Origin of the sequence: Streptomyces sp. NBC_01341 (genome assembly GCF_035946055.1) — a bacterium.
Classification (GTDB): Bacteria; Actinomycetota; Actinomycetes; order Streptomycetales; family Streptomycetaceae; genus Streptomyces.
In genome coordinates, this window is the sequence record NZ_CP108364.1 from 1,649,443 (window position 1) to 1,670,295 (window position 20,853).

At 70.7% G+C, this 20,853-nt stretch carries 15 protein-coding genes; 6 read left to right on the forward strand and 9 right to left on the reverse strand.

The genetic code is table 11. From position 1 onward, the window contains the following. Positions 1 to 47: 47 nt before the first annotated feature. The gene (locus OG206_RS07110; RefSeq protein WP_327113395.1) at positions 48 to 3,362 is read right to left on the reverse strand and encodes a right-handed parallel beta-helix repeat-containing protein; all 3,315 of its coding nucleotides are present in this window, start codon (positions 3,360 to 3,362) and stop codon (positions 48 to 50) included. Positions 3,363 to 4,050: 688 nt separating this feature from the next. Between OG206_RS07110 and OG206_RS07115 the strand changes: the two genes are divergently transcribed. From OG206_RS07115 to OG206_RS07140, 6 genes are all read left to right on the forward strand, one after another. Further along, positions 4,051 to 4,668 carry a type VII secretion system-associated protein gene (locus OG206_RS07115; RefSeq protein ID WP_327113397.1) on the forward strand — a complete coding sequence of 206 codons (618 nt, stop codon included), beginning with the start codon at positions 4,051 to 4,053 and terminating at the stop codon, positions 4,666 to 4,668. 43 nt (positions 4,669 to 4,711) lie between these two features. Further along, positions 4,712 to 6,010, forward strand: coding sequence for a ricin-type beta-trefoil lectin domain protein (locus OG206_RS07120; protein WP_327113399.1), 1,299 nt, complete (start codon positions 4,712 to 4,714; stop codon positions 6,008 to 6,010). A gap of 703 nt (positions 6,011 to 6,713) precedes the next feature. Beyond that, on the forward strand, positions 6,714 to 7,859 hold the full coding sequence (locus OG206_RS07125; protein ID WP_327113401.1) for a globin domain-containing protein: 1,146 nt from the start codon (positions 6,714 to 6,716) through the stop codon (positions 7,857 to 7,859). Then, the gene (locus OG206_RS07130; protein WP_327113403.1) at positions 7,856 to 8,518 is read left to right on the forward strand and encodes a pyridoxamine 5'-phosphate oxidase family protein; all 663 of its coding nucleotides are present in this window, start codon (positions 7,856 to 7,858) and stop codon (positions 8,516 to 8,518) included. The genes OG206_RS07125 and OG206_RS07130 overlap by 4 nt, the downstream gene beginning before the upstream one ends. Positions 8,519 to 8,812: 294 nt before the next feature. Beyond that, complete coding sequence (locus tag OG206_RS07135) at positions 8,813 to 9,463, forward strand: DUF6461 domain-containing protein (protein WP_327113405.1); 651 nt, start codon at positions 8,813 to 8,815, stop codon at positions 9,461 to 9,463. Positions 9,464 to 9,937: 474 nt separating this feature from the next. Then, positions 9,938 to 11,335, forward strand: a complete 1,398-nt coding sequence (locus OG206_RS07140; protein WP_327113407.1) for a hypothetical protein — start codon at positions 9,938 to 9,940, stop codon at positions 11,333 to 11,335. A gap of 165 nt (positions 11,336 to 11,500) precedes the next feature. Here the strand turns inward: OG206_RS07140 and OG206_RS07145 are convergent, their stop codons facing one another. From OG206_RS07145 to OG206_RS07180, 8 genes are all read right to left on the reverse strand, one after another. Beyond that, positions 11,501 to 14,299: a hypothetical protein gene (locus OG206_RS07145; RefSeq protein WP_327122204.1), complete on the reverse strand. Its 2,799-nt coding sequence runs from the start codon at positions 14,297 to 14,299 to the stop codon at positions 11,501 to 11,503. A 134-nt stretch (positions 14,300 to 14,433) separates the two neighbouring features. Continuing rightward, the gene (locus OG206_RS07150; RefSeq protein ID WP_327113409.1) at positions 14,434 to 15,546 is read right to left on the reverse strand and encodes an ATP-binding protein; all 1,113 of its coding nucleotides are present in this window, start codon (positions 15,544 to 15,546) and stop codon (positions 14,434 to 14,436) included. A gap of 95 nt (positions 15,547 to 15,641) precedes the next feature. Then, on the reverse strand, positions 15,642 to 17,075 hold the full coding sequence (locus OG206_RS07155; RefSeq protein ID WP_327113411.1) for a VWA domain-containing protein: 1,434 nt from the start codon (positions 17,073 to 17,075) through the stop codon (positions 15,642 to 15,644). Continuing rightward, positions 17,072 to 18,463: a hypothetical protein gene (locus OG206_RS07160; protein ID WP_327113413.1), complete on the reverse strand. Its 1,392-nt coding sequence runs from the start codon at positions 18,461 to 18,463 to the stop codon at positions 17,072 to 17,074. Before OG206_RS07160 ends, OG206_RS07155 begins: the two co-directional genes overlap by 4 nt. Further along, complete coding sequence (locus tag OG206_RS07165; RefSeq protein ID WP_327113415.1) at positions 18,463 to 18,966, reverse strand: hypothetical protein; 504 nt, start codon at positions 18,964 to 18,966, stop codon at positions 18,463 to 18,465. The genes OG206_RS07160 and OG206_RS07165 overlap by 1 nt, the downstream gene beginning before the upstream one ends. Positions 18,967 to 19,095: 129 nt before the next feature. Continuing rightward, positions 19,096 to 19,779: an alpha-ketoglutarate-dependent dioxygenase AlkB family protein gene (locus OG206_RS07170; protein ID WP_327113417.1), complete on the reverse strand. Its 684-nt coding sequence runs from the start codon at positions 19,777 to 19,779 to the stop codon at positions 19,096 to 19,098. Further along, a complete protein-coding gene (locus tag OG206_RS07175; protein ID WP_327113419.1) occupies positions 19,776 to 19,967 on the reverse strand; it encodes a hypothetical protein in 192 nt (63 codons plus the stop codon). The genes OG206_RS07170 and OG206_RS07175 overlap by 4 nt, the downstream gene beginning before the upstream one ends. A gap of 180 nt (positions 19,968 to 20,147) precedes the next feature. Continuing rightward, on the reverse strand, positions 20,148 to 20,657 hold the full coding sequence (locus OG206_RS07180; RefSeq protein ID WP_327113421.1) for a methylated-DNA--[protein]-cysteine S-methyltransferase: 510 nt from the start codon (positions 20,655 to 20,657) through the stop codon (positions 20,148 to 20,150). Positions 20,658 to 20,853: the final 196 nt, after the last annotated feature.

The window sequence follows — 20,853 nt, forward strand, 5'->3', positions numbered from 1 at the left end:
CATCCTATGCCGCTCACACGTATCTTCCCGACCGGTCTCTCGCTCCGTCACTCGGGGGCCCGTTCATACCCGGCGACGTCCTGGGGCAGCAGCAGGCGCAGGTCGTCGAGGCTGGGTGCCACCACCGTGCTCAGGCGGCCCGCCTGGCGCGTCATCATGCCTTCCAGCACCTGACGGGCCAGCCGCGCGTTGCCGAACGAACGGTCACGTGGCAGCGAGTCGAAGTACGCCCGCAGCACCTGCCCGGTGCCGGTCCCGCAGTCGTAGCCCGCATCGAGGGCATGCTGCCGCACGATGGTGACCAGCTCGTCCGAGGAGTAGTTGGCGAACTCGACGCGCCGGGAGAACCGGGACGACAGGCCAGGGTTGGAGGCCAGGAAGTGCTCCATCTCCTCGGTGTAGCCGGCGACGATGACCACCACCTCGTCCCGGTGGTCCTCCATCAGCTTGAGCAACGTGTCCACGGCCTCGAGTCCGAAGTCCGAGCCGGAGGACGCACCGCGCGGCGTCAGGGTGTAGGCCTCGTCGATGAAGAGCACACCGCCACGGGCCCGTTCGAAGACCTCGCGGGTGAGCTGTGCCGTATGGCCGACGTACCGTCCCACGAGGTCGGCGCGCGCCACCTCGACCATCTGGCCGCGCGGCAGCACACCCAGTCCGGCCAGGAGTTCGCCGTAGAGACGGGCGACCGTGGTCTTGCCGGTGCCGGGCGGTCCGGTGAAGACGAGGTGGTGGCTGATGCGCGGCACGGGCAGTCCGGCGGCCTCACGCTGCCGAACGGTCGACAACAGGTTGACGAGGTCGGTGACATCGCGCTTGACCGCGGCGAGGCCGATCATGTCGCCTAGCCGGGTGAGCGCATCATCGTCCGGCTGGCCCTCCCCCTCGGCGGCGGACGCCTGGTCGTCGACGTCCTCGGGCATCAGGAGTCGGAGGTCCCGCTCGTTGATGTCCGTCAGCGTGGCGAGCCTGAACGCCTGCCGGTCCACCATCTGCTCGAACACCTGGCGCGCGGCCCGGCCGTTACCGAAGCTGGCGTCTTTCGGCATGCGTTCGAAGTGCACGGCGAGAGCTTTGAGGGTGGACTCGTCGAGCTCGTACTGGTGCCGGACGCACATGGTCTCCATGATCGCCACGAGATCGGGGACCGAGTAGTTCTCGAACTCGACCGTGCGGGAGAACCGGGAGGCCAGACCGGGGTTGGACGTCAGGAACCGTTCCATCTCGGCGGAGTACCCGGCGACGACCACCACGATGTCCTCGCGGTGGTCCTCCATGAGCTTCAGCAGGGTGTCCACGGCCTCCCGGCCGAAGTCGGCACCGGATCCCCGGCTGTCGGACGTGAGGGTGTACGCCTCGTCGATGAACAGAACGCCGCCGAGGGCCCGGTTGAACGTCTCGGTGGTCTTGATGGCGGTGCCACCGACGATCTGTGCGACGAGGTCGGCCCGGGAGACCTCGACGAGGTGCCCGGAGCGCAGGGCCCCCAGTTCCGCGAGGATGGTGCCGTACAGGCGGGCCACGGTGGTCTTACCGGTACCGGGCGGTCCCGCGAAGACGAGATGGCGGCTCATGGGCGGGGCCGACATGCCCAGCCGGGCCCGACGCTGGGCGAGCTGGGTGAGGTTGACCAGTGTCCGGACCTGGTGCTTCACGTTCTCCAGGCCGATCAGTGACTCGAGCTCCGCCAGCGGCCCGTTGGTGCGTACGAGCTGCTCATCCGGTTCCTGCGTGGCCGCCGGGTCGGTGCCCGCGCCGTCACCCAGGCCCCAGGCGTCTCGTTTGGCGTTGCCACTGCTCGTCAGGCCCTCGACGACCAGCCGTTCGCCGGGCCGGGACTGGACGAGTCCGCCTCCGCTGTTCTCGCGAAGGGTGCAGTTGACGACGGAGACCGGCGAGGTGGTGTCGATGCGCATGCCGTCCTTGCCGCTGCCGCTGACCTCGCAGGCGTTGAAGGAGGCGCGCCCACCCTCGGCGACCATCACGCCGTGGCCGGTGCTGGCGGCCACGCGCAGGCGCGTGGCGGTCAGCTCGCCACCCTCGGCCACGCTGATCCCCGCTTCCCCTGCGGCACTGATCTCCAGGTCCCGGACGGTCAGGATGCCGCCTGCGCCGATCCACACACCTGCCTGTGCCGCCGAGCCGACTGTGCCGCCGCTGACGTAAACGTTGCCGTCGTCCTCGATGTGTATGCCCGCTCCGCCCGCCTGGTCGACGGCCCAGTCCTCCAGCCGGCCCCGCCCGTCCTTGACGACCTCGACACCATGGCTCCGCGGGGCACTGATCCGGGCCCGCCGCAGCAGCGGATTGGCTCCCGAGCGTATGGAGACACCCACTCCACCGGCGTCGATGACCTCCAGCCGGTCGAGTTCGGCCGCGGACTCCTCCTCCAGCAGGACCCCTGTCTCGGCGGCGTCCCGGACCGTCAGGCCGGTCAGTGCGGGGGACGCGGATCCGCTCACCCGCAGCGCCGCCACCTCGGAACTGTCCAGCCAGCAGTCCTCGAACGTGCCGCGCGACCGCTCGGTGACCAGCAGGCCATGACCGCGGGTGCGTGCCGTGCGGCATCTCCGCACGAGCGGGTCGGTCCCACCGCTCAGCACGATGCCCGGCCCCGTGGTGCCCGTGACCCGGACGTCCTCCAGAACCGTACGGGCCTGGCTGGTCAGATACACACCGGTGCTCGTGTCGTGCACGACCGTGCGCAGCACGCGCGTGGTGCTGTGCCCCTCCAGCGCGATGGAGGGCTTGTCGGTGGAGGAGATGTCGCAGTCCTCGACGGAGCCCTGCGCCTCGCCGTTGGCGAGGATGCCGTTGCCCCGGGCGTCGCGGATCGTGCAGCTGCGCACGGTGACCCGGCCCTGTTCCCCGATCACCACGCCGGACGTCTTGAGGTGTTCGACGGTGCACGACTCCAAGGAGCTGTCCACGGCGGACGTGACGACGACACCCGCACCGCCCGAGTTGCTGATCCAGCAGTCCCTCAGCGCCAGCGAGCCGGTGCCACGGGCTATCAGAGCGGTCCAGGCGGACCCGACGACCTCACAGCCCTCCATGGCCACCTGCCCACGCGCTGCGTCCAGCACGGGCAGGTCCTCGTCGCGACCGCGCAGCGTGAGGTCGGTGAGCATCACCCCGTCCGCCTTCAGCGACAGGACGCTGCCGACCCGCGGCGCGATGTCGACGGTGCCCCGCCCTTGCTCGGCCACGATCGTGACCCTGGTGGTGACGACGAGGTGTTCCGCATACGTCCCCGGCAGCACGCTGATGACAGCCCCGCTGCGTGCCCTCGCCAGGGCCTCACCGATCGTACGCAGGCCGTCCTGCCCCTCTGGACCAACCGTCAGGACCTGGCGTGACACGCGCGAACCTCCTCATTCGGGCACCGGGTGTGTGGAGTACCGCGGTGCCTGTTCCGGGCCCGGGTGTCTGCAACGGGCAGGACCATCATGCCGGGCGGAACCATCATGCCGGGCCCGAGCGGGGGGTATCCACGTGGAATCGTAGGCGTGGCCATGTGTCCTGCGGACGGCAGGCACGGCGTCCGGCGGGTTGATGAGGTAGGTGAAATGTGTCTCCCGGTCGACCGTTGGAGACGTACCCCCGGCCGAGCGGTCCGAGATCGGCACAGCGTGACACACCCGGCGCCGGAGGCAGGCGCCAACCGCCGTAGCCGGTGAAGAGCGTTACTCGGAGGGCTCGTTGGTGGAACGCAACCCGGTGCGCCGGGCCGAGCCTGCTGCCACGGCACCCGCGCTGAAAGGGTGCCGAACGACCACGTATGATTTCCGTGAACCAGTCAAGTATGCGCTGGTCCAGTTTGACGGCACAGGTCAGGAGCACATCCTTGCCTCGGCACCACCGCGATCGTCGCTGTACTGCAACCATTCGGCCATGTGAATCGTCGAGTATCCGATGAATCATGTGAGGTGTGTTCGGCCCGGGGGTCGGCACGGCACAAGGGATCGGTTCACTCGGTGAGTCATGACGCCCGGATGCCCGGAACCATAGGGACGCCCGCCTCCGCAGCCCGAGCTAAGGAGTCATAGCGTGAGTGAAGCCCCCGAGCGGGACGCCCTGGAAGCCATGAACATGCTCGACGATGTGCCCGCCGACATCCGGCAGGCGGCGCGGCTCGCTCCCGACCACTGGTTCGGCATGGTCGACCCGGGGTGGCGTGGCGAAGGCACTCCACCGCAGTGGGCGGTTGTGGGCGAATGGCGCTCGGACGTGGACGGCGAGATCGCTGAGTGGCAGGCCAATGAGGACTACCGTCCTTCACCGGTCGCCCTGGGATGGCCGGAACCGACCGACGGCATCGACGAAGCCGTGCAGCAGGCCGTCACCGGTTACGGTCCCGGCGACGACGTGATCCGTCTGCTCGCGCCCGCCGAGGTGAGAGTCCTCCTCGGCCCCGATGACCAGCCCCTCGCCGCCCGGACGGCGGACGGGTCGCCCGTCATCCCTGTCTTCACCTCCGAAGCCCAGGTACGCGCGGTCGGCGCACTGGGCTCGCGCAGCGTTGGCGTCGTGGACCTGGTGGGCGAACTGCCGCCGGAACACCAGCTGTACGTCAACCCGACCGGTGTCGTCAGCATGGTGATCGAGACGCAACAGCTCAAGGCTGCGATCGCCACGAAGCCTGCTGACACGCCGCCTTCAGACTGAACCGCTTTCTGTCCCTCTCCACTTCGATTATTGGAAGGACGCCATGACGGCCTCCCAATCCCGTAGTTCCGACAGCACGTCCGCGAGTGCCGCGGTCTCGGAGGAACCTCAGCCGACTGCCCCGGACCCGTCCGAGGGCGTGGGCCAGTCCGCATTCGCCGCCTTGACACCGGTCGCCGAGGTCAGCCCCGAGGCCCCTCGCACGGGGCAGGCGGAAAAGGCCGCCTCCACCGACGAATCCGCCACGGAATCCGGCGCGGAATCCGCTGCAGAATCCGCTGCCGAATCCGCCGCCGAATCCAGTGGCGAGCCGGACCCGGACACTGCCACCAAGGCGGCCGCGGAAGTGCCGGAAGCCGAGCAGTCGGCGCTCGTCGCCGCGGCGGCGACCGACCCGTCCTCCGGCGGGACGTCCGCGAATACGGCGACCGCCACCAGGCCGGGCCGCCCCCGTAAGAGTCTGCTGGCCGGGGCCGCGATAGCGGGCGCCCTGCTTCTCGCCGTCCCGTTCCTGGTGAACAGCGGTGACGGCGGTCATCGTTCGAACCGCGCCGACCCCCAGTCCGGCACCGCCCTCGGAGGCGGGGAGCCGGGGATGCCCGGTTCCTTCAGTTCGGCGGCGCCGAAATCCAGAGTCCCCGGAGGGGCACCGTCCCTCGTGGCCGTGGACGGCAAGTCCGGGCTGGGACCGCTCCCGGGCGGGGGGTCCGGTGCCAGTGAGAAACCCGGTGCCGGAGGAAAACGGGGTGTCGCAGGAAAGCCCGATGCCGGAGGAAGTAAAGGGTCCACGGCTCCCGCCTCGAGCAGCACCGGAAAGCCCGCCGGCACGACTTCCTCGTCGGGGAACGCTGTCGCAGGTGGGGGCGTAGCGGCGGGTTCGCCGGTCTCGGGCACGGGATCGTCCGGCTCATCCGGGTCGGATGTCCCTGCCCAGCCGGCGCCCGCCGCCCCGGCCACTGTCGTCACAGGTGTCGCGATCCGCAGTCACGACTCCGGCCGCTGCATCAGCGCCGGGCCGGGCCTGGACGGCACGCAGCTTCAGATCTGGACCTGCAGCGGTTCCTCTGCCGAGGCGTGGCAGATCAAGTCCGACGGTACGATCCGGGCGTTCGGCAAGTGCATGGACCTCGCGGGGGCCTCGACCAGAAACGGCACGACGGTCCAGCTTGCCAACTGCAACGGCGGCTGGGCCCAGCAGTTCCGCCTCAACTCCGCACACGACCTGGTCAACCCGCACGCTGACAAGTGCGTGGACGTCTTGGACGAGATGACGGGCAACGGCACACCGCTCCAGCTGTGGAGCTGCAACGGGCACGACAACCAGAAGTGGAGCAAGGGCTGAGCATCGCCCCCTCCCACAGACGCGCGCCCGCTGTGAAGCCGTACGGCTTCACAGCGGGCGCGCGTCTGTGATCACGGTAGCGCGGTGAACCCGAGGGTGGGGACGACGTCGGCTGCCGTGCGTAGGAGTTCCAGTGGCTGTGACTGCATCCCCGCCACTGTGGTGCGGCGTGGCCGCGTTCCTGGTTGTCGGCAATGAGGCCCCACCCGGAGTCTGGCCTGGAGTCAGTCAAGCGACTGTCAGGCCCGGTTGCTCGATCGCGATGCGCACAGGTGTACCGGGTAAAGGCGCGACAAAGCCTTATATCTGTTCATGCAAGTATCTCGTATGGGGCGGCAGACCTCATCCTCCACCTAACTGCACAGGTGTGCCCGTCGCACACAAATGGTGTCATTCCTTGACGACAAATATGTGAAGGTGTCGCGCAGGTTTGTGGGTACTCGATTGGCAAGGCGGGATGGGGGCACAAGGATGCGTCCGTTGCTCATCATGTTTCACGACTCCTGGCCCGTGGAGTCGGAAGCTCCCTCCTGAATGCGAAGCGCTTCTTGTCTGCACAGCCCTCCTGTCCGGTCGCCACTGCACCTGACCAGGCTCGTCGCTCCTCCGACGTGTCTCCACCGCGACCCTCTCCCGTCCGCGTTCTCCCGGGCGGTGGCTGGAGATGATGCCCACGCCGCCCACGGACCGGGAGGTGTCCTTGGTGCGCTCCAGTCTCGCCGTGGTCGCCCCGCAGGCCGCGGAGCTGACGGTGTACTTCTACGCGATCCTGTTCGCCCGGTATCCCGAGGTCCGGAACCTGTTCCCCGACAACATGGACGTTCAGCGCGACCGGCTGCTGCGCGGCCTGCTGCGCATCATCGACCTGGTCGACGACGTGGACAACCTGGTCGCGTTCTGCTCGCGGCTAGGACGTGACCACCGCAAGTTCGGGACCATGGACGCCCACTATCCCGCGGTCGGCGAGTGCCTGCTCGCCGCCCTGGCCCGCTACGCGGGGCCGGCCTGGGACGAGGAAATCGCCACCGCGTGGACTCGCTCCTACGCCGTTGCCGCCCACGTGATGATGGCAGCCGCCGCCGACGACGTCCGCCTGCGCCCGGCGACCTGGGAAGCGCAGATCATCAACCATGCGTACCGCGGGCACGGAATCGCAGAAATCACTGTTCGTCCCGATCTGCCCTACCCCTTCGTGGCCGGGCAGTACGCGAGCATGGAGACCCCCTGGCACCCACGCGCCTGGCGGCACTACTCCCCCTGCCACCCCCCGCGTTCGGATGGCACCCTGACCTTCCACGTGCGTGCCGTCCCCGACGGGCCGGTAAGCAGCGCCCTGGTGTACCACGCCACACCGGGTCATACCGTGCGGCTGGGGCCGCCACAGGGCGACATGACACTTGCGTCGGCAGGCGACCGCGATCTGGTGTGCGTGGCGGGCGGTACCGGCCTCGCCCCGATTCGTGCCCTGCTGGAGGAAGCCGCCCTCCACGAGATGCGCCGGTACGTCGACCTGTTCGTGGGAGCACGCACCGCCGAGGAGCTCTACGGCCTGGACGACATGCTGCGCATGGCTCAACGGCACCACTGGCTGACGGTCCGAGCATCCGTTTCCCACCAGGAGATCCCCGGCCAGCAAGGAACGCTCCCCCAGGTTCTGCGCGAATTCGGTCCCTGGGACCGGCACGAGGCCTTTCTGTGCGGACCCCCGGTCATGGTCACCACGGCGGTCGACACCCTTCTGCGCCAGGGCACACCACGGGCGCACATCCATCACGACCCGATCGACACACCCGTCCTCACCGCTCCCCTCACGCACCCGCGAACCAGTCTGGAGAACGCCCCCCTGTGACGCATCACGACGCCACCACCTCCCACGGAGAACGCCGGCTGCAAGCGCACCTGGGGAGCCGAGAGCGAGCCGATGCCTTCTACGGCCGGCAGGTCCACGCACACCTCACCGCGGCTATGCGCGAGTTCATCCAGCGCCAGTCCATGGTCTTTCTCTCCACGGCCGACGCCCGTGGACAGTGCGACGCAACGTTCCGCGCGGGCCCCCCGGGCTTCATCGCCACGCTGGACGACCGAACTTTGGCCTACCCGGAATACCGGGGCAACGGCGTCTTCGCCAGCGCGGGCAACATCACCGAAAACCCCCACATCGGACTGCTCTTCATGGACTTCACCCACGATCACATCGGGTTGCACGTCAACGGCTCCGCCGGACTCGTCAGCGACCACGAACTGCGCGGCGCCCACCCCTACCTACCCACCGACACCGCGCCCGGCCGCAGGCCCCTCATGTGGACACTGATCAACGTGCACGAGGCCTACGTACACTGCTCCAAACACATACCGCACCTCGAACCCGCCCCCCGGACAGCATCCAGCCCCAAGCGCCCCAAGGACGCCGACTACTTCGTCGAGGAACACACCGCAGCAGCCACCATGCCCGGGCTCGGCGAAAGCGGCCCCCTCGAGCAACTGCACCCCGGAATGGTCGACCTCTGACCCCGAACCCGCAGGCGGTACGGCAGACGGGGGAGGCTGACCGCCCACCTCCTTCGCCGGCAGCAGGTAGGCTCACACCGCAGGTGACCACCCGCGTCCCGACCCGTGACCACGAGGCTCGCCTGCATGCCACTCTCCGCGGCACCCGTCCCGCTCACCTGACTTGAAGCCCGATCGACAGCCCGGGCATGCGGGGCAGGAGCGTCGCGTGAAACCGCAGGATCTCTCCGGCGTCCCCCGCGAGACGCTGCGGAGGAAGACACACACACACACCGGTAGTGAAAGAGGTCGATGATGCCTACGCCTGGCTTTCCGCCGAGCACGCTTGATTCCGAAGGAACGCCGATATGGATCACTGATCTGGCCACCGGTGACCCGGGCCACGTCCTGCACGTCGCGCGCGGCATCGAACCGGCGGAAGCGCTGGAAGTGCTGGGTGCCAAGCCGGGGTTGATCCAATCCTGCGAACTGCCCGACAGTAAGCCGGACGAGTGGACGTCACTGCCGTGTGCGGCTCTTGGTATCGAACCGGGAACCTCTGCGGCGCTGTTGGCGGGACGCGTCGGCGAGTGGACCTTCGTCTACGACGACTCCGGGTTCACCTGCGACGACGACGCGGCGACGAAGGCGCTGTCCGCCGATGGGCGCACAGCGGCGACAAGCGCGTACACCATCAACGCAGACGCCAGTCTCATCTATGCCGTCGGCGGAGAACAGGTCGAGTGGGTCGACGTCGACGACCTCAATCTGGAGGAGGACCTTCCCGGCATGCCTGCCGAACTGCGTGCGGCATTCGAGGCTGCCGGCAACGTCCCGACGGAGGACTTCGAGCCCGGCCAGGCCGACGGCATTATCGTCATGCGTGCCGCCTGCGCTCTGGCGGGCCTTGCGCTCACCCTGGAGGACATACGCCGAATCCCTCTGCTGGTCGTCCCGTTCGGCTGACGATTCCCGGACGGCGTCCGAGAAGGGCTGCTGCCTTGCGGGCTGCCAGGTGCAGGTCGGGACGGCCGCCCATGTCCAGCTCGCGGCGGTCGCAAGTCAGTGCGTCCGGAGCAGTGGGGCCGGCGGCCGTCCGTGTCGGTGAGTACGTCGGCCCACTTCGGCTCGACCAGGACCTGATCGGTGGGCCAGGAGCGGCCGAGGACGCCCGGTGCGAGTGGTCGCCGTCCGCCGTGCACGGCGGTCACCTCGATCCGTAGGGCCGCCCCGGGGCCGCAGGGCAGCACCGGCTCGGAGTCCGGCCCCGGCGCCCACCCCTCCGGGTCACGGCGTCGGCCGCCGGCTCGGCGACGACCCGGCCCGCCACATCGGACAGTTCAGGAGACGTAATTCGCGCGCCCCGCACAGAGTCCGCAGCCTACGATCACCCGGCACAGCTGGTGAGACGCGGGAATGTGTGAGGACAGCATGGACGGGATGGTCGCAGCAGCACGCCTCGCGGAAGGCGCGCCGCTTCACAGCACGCTCGATGCCGACGACCCCGGCGACTGGCTCGCTCTGGACGCGGGAGCACGTGCGACCGTGTGGTTCCGGTCGCGGTACGTGGCGGAGTGGGAGCACTCCGCTCCGCTGCCCGCCGACCTCGCCCAACTCGACGAGTCCCGGCTCGCCCTGGCGCTCTGCCACCGCGACGGGCGCATCCGCCAGGAGGCGGTGCGTCGGTCGGCCCGGCACCCCGGTCTGCTGCCGTTGCTCGTCATCCGCTGCACCGACTGGGCCGAACCGGTGCGGAGGGACGCCCGGCGCCTGCTGCGCGAGGTCCTGGATGCGGATGCGGCGGTCGACCTCGCCCCGTTCATCCTTCGTGTCGGCCGACGGGACAGGGGCGCCTTCGGCGTCGAGGTGCTCGGGGAGGTCATGGCCCGGAAAACACATGGGCGACTCGCGGACCTGCTCGGCTCTCCCCACCGCAGCGTACGGCGGTTCGCCTATCGGCTGGCCGTCGACGGCCGGCGGCTCGGCCCCGCCGAACTGGCGCGCGCGGCCACCCAGGACGAGGACACCCTGATCCAGGACCTGTGTGCCACAGCGGCGCTCGCGGCGCTGCGCGACGAGGAGGCGTACGAGGACGTTCTGCCGCTCCTGCTGGCCGCACGCAACCCGCGTACCCGTTCGGCGGGTGTGACCGCGCTGCGGCAGGCGGGGCGGCCGGAGCAGGCGGAGCGGTTCCTCGGTGACCGGGCCGCACTCGTGCGCGCTTGCGCCCGGTACGTCGTGCGACAGCGTGGAGGCGATCCGGCGGCCTGGTACCGGAATCGGTGTTCGGCACCGGATGACCTCGAGGTGCCGCCCGGTGCTGTCATAGGGTTGGCCGAGTGCGGGGAGCACGCGGACGCTGCGCTGCTGTGGCCGTTGCTCGCGCACCCGGCGGCCGGGGTGCGAGCGCGGGCGGTGGCCGGTCTGAGGGCGTTGGACTGTGCGGACGTGGAGCGCCTGCGGCCGCTTCTCGATGATTCCGCCGCCGGCGTCGTGCGTGAGACCGCCGTCGCCCTTCTGCCGTCAGCGGAGCGGCTGCCCGCCGACTGGCTGCTGGAACGCACTGGATCCGAGCGGCCTCGTCACGTCCGGGTCGCGGCGTTCCGGCTGCTCGTCGCTCGTGACGGGGTCGTGGCGCTGCGTGCCGCGGTCGGGCTGCTGGACGACCCGGACGTGAAACTGCGCGGCTGGGCGGGACAGTCCGTCCAGGGCTGGCATCCGTCGGCACGGGAGCCGCGCGGCAACGCGGAAGTCGGGGAACTGTTCGACCGGAGTCGGCACCTCTTCAGTGACCAGGTGCGACGTCGGCGCAAGCAGGAAGCCGGGCTGGACGGCTGAGCTCTCGTACACCGGGTCAGGAGCGACCGCGAGCAGAGCCTGCAGCTCGCCGGTCCGCCCGACCAGGACCATGGTCACTCCCGGGTGTACAGGAGCTGAAGGTGGAGGGCGAAAGTACCTCCGGCCGTGCCGGGCGTCCAGCGCCACTTCGATCGGTGCGCAGCCTCAGGCCCCCGCCAGCAGCACCTCCAGCGTGGCCGCGGTCTCCGGGTGGCGGCCGAGCAGCGCAGCGCCCGCCGGGGCCGCGGTCTCCGCCTCCCAGGTGCCCTCGCAGCCGAGCAGGCGCGCCAGGCTGTCGCAGGTGTCGGGGTGCGCGGCCAGCAGCGCGGCGCGGCGGGCCGTGCCCCCGCCGGCCGCGGCAGGGGCGGCAGGCGCCTCCGCGGCCGCCCTCCACGGCGGGACCCATGTGTCCAGGACCGGCAGCCGGCCCGGGAAGACGCGCCCCGCCTCGCGGATCAGCAGCGGAGCCAGGTCGGCGCCCTCGGACCGCAGGGTGGTGATCAGCATCGGCAGCCAGGGCAGCAGCACCGGGTCGGGGAGGCGCGCAAAGGCGTTCGACACCGCTTCCACGACGAAGTCGGCCAGTTGCGGGACCGGTTCCAGCGCGTGCAGGAAGCCGCTGAGGTAGCGCGGATAAGCGGGCACCACCAGAGGATTGTCCAGCAGCGCGTCGCACCGCTCCCGCAGATCAGTGCGGGAGAGCTGCCCGAGCTGCACCTGGGCCGCCCACAGCAGTGCCACCCTCGACGGCTCCCGTGGGTGGGACTGCGCGAAGGCCAGGTCCAGCTGTGTCCGGTCGCAGCCGAGCGACAGGGCGAGGCTCTCCATGCTGAACAGGAACCCCAGCATCGCCGCGACCTGGCGTACGGTCGCGTCCTCGTCGGTGAACGCCGTCGGCAGGAGCGTGCAGTAGTGCGCGTAGCCCGTCTTCGCGAAGGACTCGATCCAGGACGGCAGGGCCGGGCGGCTGATCCGGTAGTACGCCAGCAGCCTCCGTACCCGGCGCAGCACCTCCGGTGCCCCGTCGACACTGCGCTCGGTGGCCAGCACCTCCAGGGCCCGGGTACCCAGTTCGTCGGCCAGGCGGTCGCTGCCCAGGTACAGCACGGCGTCCTCGACGGCCTCCAGGACCGTCGCGGTGGTGACGTCCGGGGCGTACGCCACGCGGCGCAGGCGCTGTTCGAGGACCTGCTCGATGCTCACGCCCTCGTAGCCGAGCTCGATCAGGGCCCGCTGGTGGGTGCCGAGGGCGAGGTCCCAGGACTCCTGGACCGACCGCTTCCCGAGCTCCCGCTCCCCCATGATCGGCCGTGCGGCGCCGTGCGGCATCAGCCGGCGGAGCATCCACAGCACGTCGGAGCACGGCCGCAGCTCAGGCCGGGACGTCATGTCGAGCAACGCTCGCTGCACGCCACGCTGCTGGAGCTTCATGTCCAGTGGCGCGAGCCTGTCGTGGACGTCCCGCGCCAGGGGTGGAAGGGCCTCGTAACCGACCTGCCCGACACGGTCGCCGCCCATCAGGATCTCGACCAGACGGCGCACGTCCCGCCGGCCGGGCACGGTCTCCTTCTCGATGCAGGTGACCGCGGCGTCCTGGAAGTCGTACGGGGTGGGCCTCGCCCGGTCCCGCATTCCGGCCAGCAGGATCGATGTCTCGAACACCGAGATGGCGTCGGCGGTGGACGCGAGATAGCCGTTGCGACGGGCCGAGCGCACGATCTCCACCGACCAGCCCAGGAGTTCCGCCTCGTCCAGCAGGTCGAGGGCGGGCGGGCTCTGCAGGAAGCCGGACAGCTTGTCGGAGGGCTGCTCCGGGGCGACGGGGACGGCCGGCGCGGCCGCCTTCTTCGGTTTCCTGGTGCCTGCCTGCCCGGCGAGCCGGAACGGCTGCACCCGGGTCCGCCTGAGGTTCTTGGCCCACTGGGTGGCGGCGATCGACACCGAGCCCGCGGCGAGGCCGAACTGCGCCTCGATCGCGGCGTGGCTGGACGGGATCAGGCCGTACTGCCAGGTGCTCCCGCCCGGCGGGGAGATCTCGAAGGTGTCGCTGCCGTGCACGCCGAACTCCTCCACCCTGCTCGATGCGTGGAACGCGCCGCAGACGTACAGGCAGTCCTCGGGATCGGTGCCGGTCGCGGCGAGGTGTTCGCGCATCCGGGTCCACATGTAGCGCTCGCGGTCCTCGTCGACGCGGACCCGCCCCGGATCGCCCGGGGCCAGGCGCCGGAACAGGCTGCCGATCAGGAGCATCACCTGCCGGTAGGTGTCGTGGTCGCTGTCGCCGAGCGGCAGCTCGACGTACTGGTGCCACCACTCCGACCAGTGCCGCACCCGGCCGTGGTGCAGGAGGTGCTCCTCCAGTTCGGCGAAGCGGGGGCGGAGGTCGCCGATCTCCACGCCGACGGCGTCGCCGTGCAGCGCCGCCTCCTCCTCCGTGGGCCGGTCGTCGGGTCCGGCGGGCCCCTTCTCGCCGGCCTGCCACTGGAACACGTGGTCGGAGGACCGGTCGACGAGGACCAGCTCGACGCCCGGGGTGTCCAGGGCGTAGGCGATGGCCTGGTACTCGGCCGACGCCTCCGTGATCGGGGCGACGACCGAGAGCGGCGCCCAGTCCGCGGGGAAACCCTTGACCTCGCTCGCGAAGGCCTGGACGGCCACGGGGAGACGGCAGTTGCGCAGCTCGGACAGGAGCGGCGCCATGTCCTCGCAGAGCTCCAGGTACACCACCTTCGGCTGCTTCTCCCGCAGCCGGCGCGCCATGGCGACCGCCGACGCGGGTGAGTGGTGGCAGACGGGGAAGATCTCCAGCGGCTCGTGGACGGCGCGGTCGACGTCGTCGACGATGCCGAGGAGGATGCCCTGCAGCGCGTCGGGACCGTCGGCGAACTCCGTCGCCGCGTGCTGGAGCTGACCGCGCAGGGCGTCGAAGGGCGTCTCCGGGCCGTCGGGGACGTCCGCGCTCACGACCGATTTCGCGGGGCTGCCCGGGGTGGCAGGGCTCACGGGACTCACAGAATTCACAGGGCCGCCGGGGATCGCAGGGCTCACGGGACTCACAGGATCAGCGGGGCCTTGAGGGCTCCCGGAACCGGCAGGGATCACGACAGGGAGGCGATCGCGTCGCGGCCGCCCTCCAGGAACTCCGGCCAGGAGCCCCCCTCTTCCTTGCTGCGCGGCTCGACGACGCCGTGCAGGTACTTGTTGAGGATGGCCAGGTCCTCGGGCTCGCGGCGCGCCAGTGATCCGACGAGCGAGGAGGCGAGGGTGCGGGCGGTCAGGGCCCGTTCCCCGAAGAAGTTGCTGTGCAGGATCGCGTCCTCCAGCACGCCGATCTGCTCGGCGCTCGACAGCGCCGACTCCAGCTTCTCGTCGTCGCTGCCCGCCGCCGCCGAGGAGGCCCGCAGGTCGGCGAAACTCTGGAGGAGCACGTCGAGGAGCGTCGGCGGCACGTCCAGATCGATCCGGTGGCGGCGCAGCAGTTCCTCGGTGCGGAAGCGGACGATCTCCGCCTCGCTCTTCTTGTTGGTCACCACCGGGATGCGGACGAAGTTGAAGCGGCGCTTGAGCGCGGAGGACAGGTCGTTGACCCCGCGGTCGCGGCTGTTGGCGGTGGCGATGACGGAGAAGCCCGGCTTGGCGAAGACGATGTTGTCGCTGTCCATCTCCGGCACCGAGATGTACTTCTCGGACAGGATGGAGATCAGGGCGTCCTGCACGTCGCTGGTGGAGCGGGTGAGCTCCTCGAAGCGGCCGATCGTGCCGGTCTCCATCGCGGTCATGATCGGCGAGGGGATCATCGATTCCCGAGACTGGCCCTTGGAGATGACCATCGAGACGTTCCAGGAGTACTTGATGTGGTCCTCGGTGGTGCCGGCCGTCCCCTGCACCACGCGCGTCGAGTTGCGGGAGATGGCCGCCGACAGCAGCTCGGCCAGCCAGCTCTTGCCCGTCCCCGGGTCGCCGATCAGGAGCAGTCCGCGGTCGGAGGCCAGGGTGACGATGGACCGCTCGACGAAGCTGCGGTCGCCGTACCACTTCTGGGGAATCTCGCGGTCGAGACCGTCCGCGCGCTCGGATCCCAGGATGAAGAGGCGGACCATCTTGGGTGAGAGGCGCCACGAGAAGGGCTTGGGGGCGTCGTCGACCGACTCCAGCCAGTCGAGCTCCTCGGCGTACTTGATCTCGGCGGGGGCGCGCAACAGGTCGGACATGGGTGTGCCTTTCGACGTGTGTGGGTGTGGTACGTGGGGCTCGCGCGGAGCCGGTGGCTCTTCGGTCCGGGACGACGGCCGCGAACCGGAACGGGTTACGTGAGGAAGGTCTTGAGCTCGTGGACGAGCTTGCGGATGTGGCCGGACAGCACCGGGGTGCCCTGGTCCTTGAAGCGCTCCCGGAACCAGGGGTTCACGCTGGCGCGGCCGGAGCTGGTCACCGACCCGACGGGGATGAACTTCGCCCCGGAGCGGTGGATCGCGGCCATGCTGTCGAACAGGGGCTCGCTCTGCCATTCGTAGAAGTCCGAGATCCAGACCACGACGGTGTTGCGGGGCTCGGCGATCTTCGGCTGGGCGAGGGCCATCGCGACCGTGCCGTCGGTGCCACCGCCGAGGTTGGTGCGCAGCAGCGTCTCGAACGGGTCGTGCACCCACGGGGTGAGGTCGAGCGCCTGCGTGTCGTACGCGATGAGGTGCACGTCCACCTTGGGCAGCCCGGCGAAGATCGAGGCCAGAATGGTGCAGTTGACCATCGAGTCCACCATCGAACCCGACTGGTCGACGACGACGATCAGCCGCTGGGGCGTCGTCCTGCGCACCGTGTGCCGGTAGTAGAGGCGGTCGACGTAGAGACGCTCCTCCTCCGGGCTCCAGTTGGTGAGGTTCTTCCAGATCGTCCGGTCGAGGTCCAGGTTGCGGAACACCCTCTTGGGCGGGACCGACCGGTCCAGGGCGCCGACCGTGGACTTCTCCACCTGGGTCCGGAGCACCTCGGCGACCTCGTCGACGAAACGGCGGATGAGCGACTTGGCGTTGGCCAGGGCCACCCCGGAGAGGTTGTCCTTGTCGCGCAGCAACTGCTCGATCAGCGACATGCTCGGCGTCAGCTGCCCGGCGAGCTTCGGGTCGGCGAGGACCTCGCGCAGCCGCATCCGCTTGACGAGGCCGGCTTCGATGGAGCCGAGCTCGGGTCCGATCTCCGGGATGAGCCTGCTCAGGTCGGGTGTCCTGCCGCCGCCTCCCGTGCCGGTCGGGCTGACGCCTCCTCCTCCGCGGCGTCCGCCGCGCAGCTCGCCGGGCTTGCACCCCAGGGCGCGCTCCAGCCAGCCGGCATCGGCCTGCCAGCGCGACAGCTGACCGGCGGTGACGGTGCCGGGCGCGGAGTGGAACACGTTGAGCAGCACCTTCGACACGAGTGCCGCGCGCCGCACCTCGGCCGCCCGGTCACGCAGGTCGTCGCCGTCCGCGTCCTCCGCTGGGTCCGCCTCCCCCGTCTCCGGAACCATCAGGCCTTCGAACTCGGCTGCCAGCTCCGGATGGCGCTGCACGACCGAGTCGACGGAGGCCTGCGGATCCAGGAGCGCGCCCGGCAGCCCGATGTCCTCGACGACGGCGAGGCTCGCCGATTCCAGGGATGCCTGCTCCTCGTGATCGAAGAGCCGGGCGAGGAGGCGCCAGTACATGACCTGGCGCCGGTTGTCGTACGAGGTCGTGGCGGGCACCTCGGGAATCTCGTGCTCGGTCATTTCCGCAGCAGCCTTCCCGCTCGCTCGCTCAGCACCTTCGCGGCGTCGGTGGCCGCCTTCTCCGCCCTGACCCCGGCCTTGTCGGCTGTGCCGCCGGCCCAGGCCCCCGCGTGGACCGCGGTCACCTTCTTGCGCACGGTGGTCTCGACGGCGAGCGGCTGTACGCCGAACTCCCCCGCGTCCCAGCGGATCAGCCCGATGCACGCGCCCGACCTGGCGACCGCCTCCGGGGTGAGCGGGCCGGCGGCCGGCACCCGGTCGGTGTGCACCGGCAGGTCGAACCCGGCGACGGTGAAGGTCACCACGCCGTCGTCGTCCGTCCGCGCGGTGTAGCCCTCCAGGAAGACGGGTACGGCGATGCGCGCCGGGTGCCGGTCCAGGGGCGCGGTCGCCGGAGCGGCCGCCGTGGGCAGCGACACCCTGGCGGTGGCGAACGCCTCGGCCGGCTCGCCCGGCCGGGCGTGCTCGTCGCTCCATACGAGGTCGCCCTCGGCGGTGACGGGCATTCCGGTGAGGAGCATGGAACGGCCCTCGCCCGCGGCCGCCAACAGTGACATGTGCGGACGCAGCAGCTGCCATATGCCCGCCCCGACGACCGTGTCGGGCTTGGGCACCGAGACACTGGCGCGCACCAGGCGGGGCGTGGAGCCGTCCGCGGGCTCGAACACTGCGTGCACCTGCGCCTGGGCGGCGGTCGCGTGCTCCTGTACGTCGATGCCGAGCGGCAGGAGGCGTCCGTCGGCGGTCCCGACGACGGGCGCGGCGCCGGCGCCTGGCACGGTCAGGAGCATCCCGCGCGACCACAGGTCGGCCCAGCGGCGCACGGGGAAGGTCTCCATCGACGCGCCGGGGCAGGAGGCGGCGAGCTCGGCGGCGAACCCGTCGAGAAGGGTGGCGAGCCGGCGCAGTGCCGGGTCCGGGAGCATCGCGGAGACGACCTCCGCGGCGCCGGAGACGACCTCGTGGTCAAGGCCCTGCCATCCGCAGCGCGCCAGGTCGGACAGCCAGGCGCGGGCGGCGGTCAGCAGGTTCGCCGCCGGCTGCGCGCCGGCCTCAGGGCCGGGGGCGTCGTCGCGGGCCCGTCCCGCGGCCTCCTCGACGCGGGCCAGCAGGGCGTCGTGGACCGAGCCGAGCAGAGCCGTGCGGGCCGCGGCCAGCGCGACGAAGTGGTCCTCACCGGCCGCTCCGGCGGCGGCCTTGGCCGCCGCTTCGGCGACCCGCCCGGCCAGCGGCGTCCCCGACACGGCGTGGGCGAGCAGGGTGGCTCCGGCGGTCTCGGCGGGCTGCGGCCGGACCAGTCCGGCGACGAGCGCGCGGTCGAAGGCGTCGACGGCGGCCATCGCCTCGTCCAGGCCCTCCACGGGTCCGGCGAGCAGATCGGCGCGCATCACGCCGCCGCCCGGGTCGGCGGGAAGAACTGCATCTCGGGCAACGGCGTGGTGGCCGGGGCGTGTTCCAGGTAGGTGAGGTGCCGGAGGAAACGGCTGAAGACGGACGCGGCCGCCTTGGTGGCGTCCATCGGCGGGCGGGCGCTGCTCATCGCCGAGGCGAGCGCGGGCCCGTCGACGTCACCTTCGGGGACCTCTGCCTTGAGGTACCGGACCACACGCGCGGCGCCGTACTGCAGGACGGCCTCGTTGATCAGAGCCGCGATGTGGTTGCAGAACGAGCCGCGCGCACCGCCGCACGGCCGGTTGTTGTTGGTGCTGCAGGCGAAGGCGTAGGTCCCGGCCGCGACCGAGGACACGTAGACCCGCCCGATGTCCGAGCCGCTGGACACCACGCCCTGCAGGCGTCCGTCGGCCAGCTCGACGAACGGAACCTTGGCGAGCTTACGGGGCCGCGCGGGCGGTATCACCCGCGCCGTGCTCGACCTCTCCCAATCCGACAACGCGCCATCTCCTATGCACAGCTGAGGGGTTGTCCACGCCGGATCGGCGGAACACGACTGAACCTACCGGCGCCCACTGACAACGCCGCGGCCACAGGCGCGGGGACGACTCTCCGGGTACCCGGGCGCTCAGGTACCGGGGTCCCGTCCGCCCGGTCCGGTGAGTCCCGTGACCCGCATGGTGATGTTCAGCCGTCCCGACTTCAGCCCGGTCGCGGGATCGCCTGTGCCCTCGATGACCTTGGGCACCCCGTGGTAGGCGAAGCGTGACGGGCCGCCGAGGACGAACAGGTCGCCCGAGGCGAGTTCGACGTCGGTGTACGGCCTGGTACGTGTCTCGGTGTTGCCGACGCGGAAGACGCAGGAGTCGCCGATGGACAGGGAGACGACCGGCGCCGAGGACCGCTCGTCCTTGTCCTGGTGCATGCCCATCCTGGCCTGCCCGTCGTAGAAGTTGATCAGTGCGGTGTCCGGGGTGTAGCCGTCCGCCTGCACCCGGTCGCCGTAGGCATCGAGGAGAGCGCGCCGGCCCAGCAGGACCATCCAGTCGGGGAAGTCCGCGACCCGCCGGCCGTTCACGTCGTCGGCGGTGCGGGTGTAGGCGTACGGGCGCCAGTGCCAGCCGACGCACACGGTCTGCACGGACATGACGCCGCCGCGCGGCAGTCGCGTGTGGCGGATGGGCACGGGGCCGGTGGCCCAGGCGCGGCAGGCCGTCACGAGGTCGCGCTGCTCGTCGTCGGTGAGCCAGCCGGGGATGTGCACCGCACCCGGCGCCACCTCCATGGGCGGGCGGGGGATCAGCGCGCTCATGACAGCGACGCCGGCGCTTCGTGCGAGGTCACCCAGCGGTGGCGAATGCCCCCGGTGTCCCCGGCGGCAGTGGCGCCGCGCGGGCCGTGCAGGGTGCCGGGGCCCGTGAGTGCCGGGAGGCGGGCGTCCTGAAGGGAGGCGAAGTCGTAGGTGCCGGTCAGGAGGGGTGGGCGGGTGGTGGTGTTCACGGTGTGACACCTCCTGTTGTCTGTTCCGATGGCCGGGCCGCTCGGGAGGGGACGGGTCCTGGCGTGCGCGCGCCCCGCCGCCCGGAGCGGAGGGCGCGCCGAGCGGCGCCGGCCCCCGGTGACCGGCCGCCCCGGCACCGCCGCACGGCCGCCGCGGCCCCGGCGCCGGGGCGGGGGCCGTCAGGCGTCCTTGTGCCGCAGCTCCAGGTCCAGGAGCCGCCTCTTGCGGTCGAGGCCGCCCGAGTACCCGGTCAGGGCGCCGCTCGCGCCGATCACGCGGTGGCAGGGGCGCACCACCAGCAGCGGATTGGCACCGACAGCGGTCCCGACCGAGCGCACCGCGGCGCGCGGGGCACCGATCCGCGCCGCGATCTCGCCGTAGCTGAGCGTGGTGCCGTACGGGATGTCCTCAAGTGCCGCCCAGACGCGCCGCTGGAAGTCCGTGCCGCGGCCGGTGGCGTACTCGATGCCGAAGCCGGTCCGCCTGCCCTCGAAGTAGGCCCGCAGCTCCGCGGTGATCCCGGTGAACGCGTCAGCGTCCTCCCGCCAGCCGTCCTGGACCGTCGCGCCGCCCTTCTGGCCGGGTACGGAGAGCGAGGCGAGGGCCGTGCCGCCCGGGGCGGTGGCTGACTCCTGGCCCACGAGGAGCAGCTCGCCGAGCGGGCTGTCGACTGTCGTGTAGAAAGTCATCTTCAGGGTCCTTCCGGTCCTTCCGGACGCGTCGGTCATGTCGTGCGACCGGACTGGATCAGCCATGGGCTCTCCGGCGGAATGCGGTCGTCGGGCCGCGCCGCCGCCCACGTCCGCGTGCCGGAAGCGGCGCCGGTGCACCTGCCGTTCCCGTCATCACACACCGCCCCGTACCTGCTGTCGTCCGTCGTCACAC